General features: G+C 36.2%; 8 protein-coding genes. 1 reads left to right on the top strand and 7 read right to left on the bottom strand.

Annotation, left to right across the window (positions count from 1 at the left end; genetic code table 11):
- Positions 1 to 103: 103 nt before the first annotated feature.
- The 7 genes from Q1B07_RS25375 to Q1B07_RS25405 all read right to left on the bottom strand — a co-directional run bounded on the left by Q1B07_RS25375 (position 104) and on the right by Q1B07_RS25405 (position 7,986).
- The gene (locus Q1B07_RS25375; protein WP_299090836.1) at positions 104 to 1,402 is read right to left on the bottom strand and encodes a DEAD/DEAH box helicase; all 1,299 of its coding nucleotides are present in this window, start codon (positions 1,400 to 1,402) and stop codon (positions 104 to 106) included.
- Positions 1,403 to 1,764: 362 nt separating this feature from the next.
- Positions 1,765 to 2,547 (bottom strand): ABC-2 family transporter protein, encoded by a 783-nt coding sequence (locus Q1B07_RS25380; protein WP_299090815.1) that lies wholly within the window; start codon positions 2,545 to 2,547, stop codon positions 1,765 to 1,767.
- 6 nt (positions 2,548 to 2,553) lie between these two features.
- The gene (locus tag Q1B07_RS25385) at positions 2,554 to 3,357 is read right to left on the bottom strand and encodes an ABC transporter permease (protein ID WP_299090818.1); all 804 of its coding nucleotides are present in this window, start codon (positions 3,355 to 3,357) and stop codon (positions 2,554 to 2,556) included.
- Positions 3,354 to 4,331 carry an ATP-binding cassette domain-containing protein gene (locus Q1B07_RS25390; RefSeq protein WP_299090821.1) on the bottom strand — a complete coding sequence of 326 codons (978 nt, stop codon included), beginning with the start codon at positions 4,329 to 4,331 and terminating at the stop codon, positions 3,354 to 3,356. Before Q1B07_RS25390 ends, Q1B07_RS25385 begins: the two co-directional genes overlap by 4 nt.
- Before the next feature lie 305 nt (positions 4,332 to 4,636).
- On the bottom strand, positions 4,637 to 5,068 hold the full coding sequence (locus Q1B07_RS25395; protein WP_299090823.1) for a VOC family protein: 432 nt from the start codon (positions 5,066 to 5,068) through the stop codon (positions 4,637 to 4,639).
- A 255-nt stretch (positions 5,069 to 5,323) separates the two neighbouring features.
- Positions 5,324 to 6,010, bottom strand: coding sequence for a hypothetical protein (locus tag Q1B07_RS25400; protein WP_299090825.1), 687 nt, complete (start codon positions 6,008 to 6,010; stop codon positions 5,324 to 5,326).
- 446 nt (positions 6,011 to 6,456) lie between these two features.
- On the bottom strand, positions 6,457 to 7,986 hold the full coding sequence (locus Q1B07_RS25405; RefSeq protein WP_299090838.1) for an alpha/beta hydrolase: 1,530 nt from the start codon (positions 7,984 to 7,986) through the stop codon (positions 6,457 to 6,459).
- Positions 7,987 to 8,507: 521 nt separating this feature from the next.
- On the opposite strand from Q1B07_RS25405, the gene Q1B07_RS25410 reads away from it, so the two are divergent.
- On the top strand, positions 8,508 to 8,987 hold the full coding sequence (locus Q1B07_RS25410; RefSeq protein WP_299090827.1) for a DUF3920 family protein: 480 nt from the start codon (positions 8,508 to 8,510) through the stop codon (positions 8,985 to 8,987).
- Positions 8,988 to 9,329 lie beyond the last annotated feature (342 nt).

Genomic DNA, 9,329 nt, shown 5'->3' on the forward strand with positions numbered 1-9,329 from the left:
TGAAATTCAAGTATATAAAAAAATACCTATAGATGAAACACTCTTTTTCGAGTGTCCTATCTATAGGTACCATATTACCAGCCTCTCTTTATTATCTTAAAATTTATCTCGTCCTTTTAACCTTTGATGAAAAACGAGTCCTGCCCTTCCTTTTCAAATCATTTGCACTTTTTCTGGATGAGGATTTTGAATCATTTCGTGGTTTTTGTCCTTTTCTCACTGAGCGATGTGAATCTTTTGTTTGTGGGCTTATTTTTACTTCATAATCATCTCGATCAGGAAGACTTACTCCTTCAATTACTCGCTTTTCCAGCGATTGGTTAATCCCTTTTTCAATCATACGAAGAAAGTCGCGATCCTTTGGAGCTACTAAAGTATAGGCCACTCCAACACCACCGGCACGACCTGTTCGGCCAATTCGATGAATATAGCTCTCTACATCATGCGGAATATCGTAATTGTAGACATGTGTCACACCTTCTACATCAAGGCCTCTTGCTGCAACATCTGTTGCAACCAACAATTGGATTTTAGCTTCCCTAAACTGCTTCATCGCTTTTTCTCGTTTGGCTTGTGTTAAATCACCGTGAAGTTCTTCAACCAAATAACCATTTGTGAGAAGGGCTTGGTGGAGTTTTTTGGCACGGATCTTTGTTCTGCAAAAAATAATTCCTAAAAAAGGACGCTCTTCTTGTAATAAATGCAGTAATGTCTCCTGTTTGCGACGATCAGTGGTTTCTATAATAATTTGTTTAATCTCCTCCACAGTAACCTGTTTCGCTTTAATTTGAATGTTCTCTGGCTCGACCATATATTTTTTTGCCAAACTACGAATTTCACTTGGGATGGTTGCAGAAAAAAGCAAGGTTTGACGAGTTGAAAGCGTTTCATAAAAAATTTCGTCTACCTCAGGAAGAAACCCCATATGCAGCATTTGATCAGCCTCATCCAATACAAATACTTCTACTGTTGAAAGATCAATGGTTTGCCTGCGAATATGATCCAACAACCGACCAGGAGTAGCTACAACAATATGCTGTGCTCCTTTTAGTTTTTTCAACTGATGCGCGACATCCTGTCCGCCATAAACGGCAAGCACATTAACTCCTTCCAGATTTTCTTTCATTTTCTTTATTTCTTTCGTTATTTGTTGTGCTAATTCACGTGTTGGCGTCAAAATAAGTGCCTGAATTTCAGATTTATCAACATCAATTTTTTCTAATATCGGCAGAACAAAAGCTAATGTTTTACCAGTTCCTGTTTGTGCTTGGGCAATAAGATCTTTTCCCTCTAACACAGAAGGAATGGCTTTTTCCTGTATTGGGGTAGGCTTTACAAATCCTAATGACTTTAATGTATCATTTAATTCTTTTCGAATTCCTAGTTGTAAAAAATCATGCAATATAATCACATCTCTTTTCCTTAAATAAGTGCCATTTGTTTATTAGAAGGCTTATTTACTATAGCACAAAATAATGGTTAAGCTAGGGAAAATCATTTTTTTTAATCTAATATGCACATTTCCTGTTTCATACATATTATGATCTTTTTGCTGACACTATCCTAATTGTCAAATCGTACACATCCTATTCTAAAGGTAATAATTATGCAAAACGCTGTACTGATTGGTAAAAAACAGGTAAGAGATTTGGCAATATGATGAAATAAAATGAGTCCTCGTAAAGATAGGGTAGAAATGATAAGCCCCTTATCTAATTTACTTAAGGGGCGAATTTCTTTTCATATGTTTTAAGTTGAAGAAGTTTAAGAACCCGTAGAACGATAATGCCTGACACCTATCTGCCACACAAACAAACAAGGCAAAATAAATAAGATCCCTGCTAATGGTGACATCATGTATAAATAACCATTTCCTTCGTGTTTATCAAGAAGATACAATAATGGCAAGTAATTGACACATCCGAAAGGGATGATAAAAGTAAAAAATTTCGTCACCCAATTTTGATAAATATTTAAGGGATACTGAGCCATTTCTCTCCCACCGTCTGTAAATATGTTCGCCACTTCGAGACCTTGAATTGTCCAAAAGCACATAGTAGCAGCAAGCATAAAGATACCTGTAAAGATAAACACCCCACTTATTATCATGAGGAGCAATGTCATTCCTTTTATCACATCCCATTCAATAGAAAGATTGCTTAACGCGATCGATAATACGATTAAACCTTGCATCAATCTGCCGAATCTCGTAAACTCAAACTGCGAACCAAGCACTTGAACAAATGTACTTCTCGGTCTAACCAAGAGTCGATCAAAGTCACCAGCTCTTACCAAACTTGAAAATGAATCAAATCCGCGAGCAAAACACTCACTGATGGAAAATGCCAAATGGATGACAGCAAAGCAGAGTGCTACTTCATAAAAACTCCAGCCTTTAATTTGCCCAAAACGTTCAAATAGAAAATATAAACCAGCAAAGACAGAAAACGGAATAAAGAACTGACCTATTGTTAATAGCCAAAAAGATGTCCGATACTCCATTTGTGATTTAAACAAAATGAGAAGATATTTAAAATAAATCTTCAAGATCGATCACCCTCCTTGTACAACCACTTTTTGCAGTGCCTTATGAAACGCAATTTTGCCAAGTAATACTAATATGGCCAGCCATCCAAGCTGAGATAGAATCCCTGCTATTGCTTCATGATGATGAATATGTCCTGAATAAACCCTAAAAGGAAAATCAGCTGTTAGACGAAATGGCAGCATGTAAGCTATGTTTTGCAGCCATGATGGCATCAGTGGGATGGGAATAATTAAACCGGCAAAAAATTCCCCAATCACTCCAAATATTAACAGTGACCCAACTGGAGACATTGTTACAAAGACAGAAATATAAATAAACATAGAGATTGAAACGAGAAGAAATAAACCAAGAATCAAAGATGTAAGAAATAAGACAAAGGATAGGACATTAGGCGGAGGCGTCATGTTGTACGGCTCCGGTAAAAAGAAAGCGACGAGTAAGATTGGAAAACTTCTAAGGAAAGCACTCGACAACCGTTGCGCCAAAAGCTTAGCATACCAAAATCCGTAGATTCCGCATGGTCTACAGAGTTCATAGGCAATATTTCCAGTTGTTATTAAGTCGAATAATTCATTATCCCGAAACCACAACGCGATGAAGGCAAGAAAGGCCTGCTGCAGCCAAATGTAGATAATTAGTTCCTTTAAAGCGATTGGTGGTGATTCAATGGTATTCAAGTAGAATGCTTCAAAAATCATGATATACATAAATCCCCAAAAAAATTGGGTTGCCACCCCTGCCAAAGCAGCTGCCCGATACTGCATTCCATTAAGCAATCGCAGCTTTAATACAGATACATAAGCTTTCATATTTGGTACTCCTTATAAAGCTTAACAATAATTTCTTCGATTGGCTGTGCTTCAATCGAAACATCAAGTAATTCTACCTCTGCTGATAACTGTGAGATTGTTTCAGAAATCAGGATCTTATCGGTATCTACACTAAGGACTGACCGTTCAGGAGTCCATGAAAGGATGGAAATACCAGGAATATCAAATACGTGTTCCGTTTCACGATAATCTGCGGTAATGGTTTTATGTGATCCAAATCGACTTCTTAGGTCATTCAATTTGCCATCAAATAATAAGCTTCCCTTTCCGATTAAGATCACCCGCTCAGCAAGTGCCTCGATATCATTCATGTCATGAGTGGTGAGGATGATGGTAACGCCTTTCTCTTTATTTATTGTTTTAATAAACTGGCGGACTGCTATTTTAGAAACGGCATCAAGACCTATCGTCGGTTCATCTAAAAATAGTATTTTCGGGCTGTGGAGTAATGAAGCAGCGATTTCACATCGCATTCTTTGCCCTAAGCTTAGTTGTCGAACTGGTAAATGAAGAAGAGTATGTAAATCAAGTGTTTCGGTGAGAAGCCTGAGTGTATTTTGATACTCTTGCTCTGGAGTGTTGTAAATATCTCGAAGAAGTTCGAATGAATCTAACACTGGAACATCCCACCAGAGCTGTGATCGTTGTCCAAAAACAACTCCAATATTCTTTACATAAGAAACCCGTTCCTTCCATGGAGTATAACCCATGATCGAACATGTTCCCTCATCTGGAACCAATATACCGCTCATAATCTTTATCGTTGTCGATTTTCCTGCACCATTCGGACCAATGTACCCGACTATTTCTCCCGGACTTATTGAAAAAGAGATACCTTTTAGCGCTTGAACAACAGTATGCTCCCGATAAAAGAGCGCTTTCATCACCTCCCCCAATCCTGAAGAACGTTTAGCAACTTTAAAGGATTTGCTTAAACCTTCAATCGTTATCATACACCTTTCTCCTCCTAACTTTTTTGAGTCGAAGGAAAAATATAGCATCATATAAAAAGATTGTCAATATCATTTTTTCACTTTTCAGTAAATAAAATCTATAAGGAACCTGATAGCTATATTTTTAGGAAGGGGGATAATTCATAGAGGAGATGTTTTAAGTGATTACGGTTTTAGGAGTAAATAAAATATCTTTTAAACTTTATGAATTATTAAAAACAATGGTACTGCCCCTATAGAGACAGCACCATTAAAACGATTGACCATAACTTATTTATGTGGACGGTTAAGTTTAATAATAGAGGTTATTCACATTCAGAAACTTGTGTTGAAACTTGCCAAGTGACACCATATTTATCTGTAACAGATCCATAAGACGGGCTCCAGAATGTTTCTTGAAGGGGCATAACGACTGTACCGCCGTCTTGTAATTTTTGAAAAACCTCTTTTGATTCTTCAATATCATTGATAATTACCGCAACGTTTAGTTGTGATCCAATTTGATAAGGTTGGCCGGGAAATGTATCGGAAAGCATTAAATCGGTATTACCAACTTTTAAATACGCATGTAAAACTCGATCTTTTGCTTCATCCGGAATCGGGAATTCTGGATTTTCAGGCATCTCCCCAAATGTTTGCATACTAATAAGTTCTGCACCCAATGCTTTTTGATAAAAAGCAACTGCCTCTTGTCCATCACCATTTGTTACTAAATAAGGGTTAACTCCTAAAATCATTATAAACACCTCTTTTTTTGAAATTTGTTTTTACGTTTTAACGTCAATGCAAATAAACAGAACATATGTTCGTTTTAATATTACCACATCCTAAAATGCGTTGCAACAGATCTTTCATTTTAAAACAGAAAATTAAGTATGCACTGGATTATTGTTACATTGACAATTATGTATTCTCTAATAATTTCCATATTCCTGTAAAAATAACTATGATCCCGTTTTTTCTCATCTTTTATTCAAACAAACATTATCTACCTACTTCAGTGTAACTTTTGGCTTTTTCTCCAATTTTAATGTAGTCACAACATAAGATACCAATGTGTCCAATGGGTTTATTATGACTTTATTTGTCTTTTTTTCAACCTGTATAGATGCTTCTACCATTGATAATTGGGCAACGGCAATCACCCTGTTCTGCTCCTGTAAGAGATGAGCTATAAAAATTTCAATTTCCTGGTTATACTTTTCGTTTAATCCTTGCATGAGAAGGTCAAATGAATGGTTAAGCACTTTCACCTCTATATTAAGATCTGTTTGGCTGGTTTTGGTGACATTTTCAAGTCGCTCCATAGTTCCGTTAACTGTCGCAGGATTGGTAAATAGAATTGTTAAGGGTTCCTGAATATTGATAATCGCTTCAAAGAAGGGCTCGTCAATTTTAATAATTGGAATTGACGAAGAAAGCTGGTTTTCGTTTAAAAGAGCAATATAGTTTGTACATGTAATGAGAATCGCATCTACCTTACATTCAGCAATCCATTCAATCTGCTCCTTTACCTTTTTTTGCGCATCAATTTCTTTAAACCCTGTATCTGATGAAACTCGATGCATCAATCCAGGTTCAACAAAATGGATTAGGTCAATATCGTATGATGAAAGTGCGGTTTCAATATATTCTACATTCGAATAATGGGCGTGAAGACATCCTAATTTTTTACTCATTTTCGTTTCTCCTCGTGATACATATATTTTTCTACCTATTCTTGCATTTCCATTTCTCTGACAATAATCCTTTTATCAAAACTTGTCCAGTTACTTATCATGTATTGCCATATTTAATTGAGAACATAATAAACTCGCATAAGCGAAAGAACAAAATATTATCAGCAAAAAAAATTATAAGCGCAGGTGCATGCAACTAACTCCCAGAATATATCACTCATTTATAAGGCCTAAATGGATAACAAAAAGATACATCCAAAATCATATACAGATTTTAAATGAAAATGTTGACAGACTATTAGCTGTTTTTGTTAAATGCCGACAATAAAATGTTTGCTTTTATAAAAACTGATGAATTAGTAATAACAAACCCCCCGCTTTCCCCGCAGGAGGCTTGCTTTGTCTAATTACAGGTTGTTCCCCACGTTCTTTTTAAAATTATTTTTCTAATAGGGATCCATTTCCTTCCCAGAGTTAATGTCAATAACTTTAACCGGATTTTGCGGTGTGACTATAGTCTTACTGTTTGGAGCTTCTTCTTTGTTCTCCACCCAATTGACAAGCAGATCAAAAGCTTGATGGGCATAAGGCAATAAGGGTTGAAGCTCTCTGTCCGGATCTGTTGCTTGATTCCAGACCAGGCTGTCCACATGATTGCCTTTATCGATCATGTATAGACGGTGCAAATGATCTTTTCCTGCTTTTCTCACAAGTTTTCTGTATCCTTCTGCATGAATCGCAGGAAAAATGAGAGAATCCAATGAACCGGTTATGCTGATTAATGGCACGTCAATATCACCAGTATTCGCTATCACTTTAATATTTTCTTTTATACTTTTCGGACGTGATACGTATTTATAATCTTCAAAGATATGATCATAGCTGCGATCTCTTACCCCATTCACAAAATTTAAATAGTTTTTCCAGTCAATTCTTCCAGGCGCGTCAGGATCAAAGTGATCACGGTATATATTTAAGGTTACAAACCAATATATTTGGTCGTGATAGGCCCATAGTTTTTCGGATCCGTGTGGAAGACCTGCTTTGTACATTTCCTTTACTGCTTTGTCCTGTTCTTTCCCGCTGCCGAAAATGGCTTCTTCGGCATTATTGACTACAGTTGTCAAAGAGCTAATTAAGTTCGGAGCCTTGTCTGTCCATAACACCCCTTCCCAATCAACTCCTCCGTCAAAAAGACGCGGCTCTCCTGTTTTTTCCGGTCCATCATTTTCAAGCGCATAACGGACAACATAGCCTCCGTTTGAAATTCCCAGAGCGTATGTAGGCACCTTATGGTCTTCATTTATTAAACGGCTTGCAGGGTTTGCAGCATCATTCGGTTGAATCAGCTTATCAGGATAATGCTTGCTTAAATAGTTTTGAGCCGATTTTGTCACCTGGCGGAAGCGCAGATGCCATTCTGCTACACTGTCATCCGCGCTGATCAGTGCATTCTTTACCTTTGCAAGCGGATCAATCGGATCGCTTTCCCCCTGCGTCCCTTTATCAATCGCTGCAAATGCATACCCTTTTTCTAACACAAAATCACTAAAGATGAGGTCTGTCGAAGTTTCATTCCGGGTGGCAGGTATACCGGAAACGACCAGTTTTCCATTCCAATTCTCTGGTACGCGAATAACGAATTGCGCATCGTCAAAAACTCCAGTTACCTGTGTCCCCTTAATATCTGCAGGCTTATACATCCGATACCAACCGGTACCTTCGCTCAAATTCCCCCAATTATAAGGAGCCAATCCAAGGTTTCCATAAACAACTGCTTTTTGATATTGCTGCGGATTTTTCGTAGTAAGCCAGTTTTCATTTTCCCCATCAAAATAAATTTCAGATACATTATGTGCCCCTGGTATTAGCTCATCCATTTCCGAAGCATATGTTTGGTCCATCATTTTCCCTCCAGGATAAAATGTAAATAGTAAAGACGAAGATAAAGCAAGCAATAACAATTTTCCTTTCAGACAATTCATCCCCTTTATAGAAAATTCACACAATTCCAACAATACTATTTTACTGTTTCTTTCTTCTAATAATCACGGGACTATTGTAACGATTTTCCAGTTAATTTCCTTATCTTTTATTTTTGAGTTGGTTTTCTATTTAATCCAGTGAATTTGAGGTATAAACGAATCACTTGAAGTGTTCTTTTAAGGTCTTCTTGCTTCTATCCTTTGTGGACATTCCCCAGCTTCAACCATATTTAGTACGGTAGAAAATCATACTGTATGTAAAGGTTAGAAAGTGTTAATTTAACCATTATAAAAAAAACAAATTTGCTAAACATGGAAAAGAATTTTAGATGTGATTTTATTATATAAGCATTGGGTTTGGACTTTATAAATTTTGGGAATAATTAGGATGATGTTTACAATAAAATCTTAAAAACCACAATAGATTACTAATCCTATTGTGGTTTTTAATCTACTCTCAGAAAAAAGTTATTTATATATGATTGACAAAAATGTATAGGAGGTTTTTATACATGTCTTTAAGCCAAGTTCTACAAAAACACATTATTTATCATCAATATAAAAACTGGTATGTATTGGATGATGAATTTTATTGGGACATTAAAGAATTATCCAATACTATTTTTAAATACTTAGACTCAAATTTTAATATCCCTGTTATTTTTTGTTCTATTTGTGAAGCGAATAATATCATAAGTGACTTAGGAGATGAAGAAGATGAATATTTACGATTCGCATCAGGGATTTACTGGAGAGAATTAGGGATTATCTTTATTTTTCGCTTCAGTGAATATATCCCATTAATTGAAACTCTTTTTCATGAATTTCGTCATGTTATGCAAGATTTAAATCCTGATTTTAGACATCATTTCGAATGTGATAAAAAATTACCTTATCAAGAACGAATTACTGAAATTGATGCCTTTCAATTTGCAAAAGAAAAAACAAATGAATATCTAACATCTGAATCATTTAAAAAAGTTGTCTTATGATAAGCTCAAAAAAGGAACCATTCCACTCAAGGGAGAATAATCCTTTTCTGGTCGTTCCAATTAGCCAATTTTATAGGGGTCAGACGTCAAGCACGCATTGTATATGTTTAGGTAAATATTGTAAAATATGTATTTTGGTCTATGAATCTATATCAAAAAATGCACTTTATCATATGTGATGCATTGATATAGTCGGCTTATTTATCGGTTCGATGCCCCCTAACAAGCCGACATTTTAATAAATTAGCAGTAATGTTTTAATCATTTACTCAACTTTCGCAGAGTGAGATCGGCAAATAAGCCTTGATATAACTAGGAAGGCCAGCGATCCACCTCTCGAGT

The organism is uncultured Metabacillus sp. (assembly GCF_947503125.1).
GTDB lineage: Bacteria > Bacillota > Bacilli > Bacillales > Bacillaceae > Metabacillus.

Excerpts from the sequence above, each read along its gene's own strand:
- Q1B07_RS25385 (WP_299090818.1), bottom strand. The coding sequence starts at position 3,357 with ATGAAAGCTTATGTATCTGTATTAAAGCTGCGATTGCTTAATGGAATG.
- Q1B07_RS25390 (WP_299090821.1), bottom strand. The coding sequence starts at position 4,331 with ATGATAACGATTGAAGGTTTAAGCAAATCCTTTAAAGTTGCTAAACGT.
- Q1B07_RS25395 (WP_299090823.1), bottom strand. The coding sequence starts at position 5,068 with ATGATTTTAGGAGTTAACCCTTATTTAGTAACAAATGGTGATGGACAA.
- Q1B07_RS25400 (WP_299090825.1), bottom strand. The coding sequence starts at position 6,010 with ATGAGTAAAAAATTAGGATGTCTTCACGCCCATTATTCGAATGTAGAA.
- Q1B07_RS25410 (WP_299090827.1), top strand. The coding sequence starts at position 8,508 with ATGTCTTTAAGCCAAGTTCTACAAAAACACATTATTTATCATCAATAT.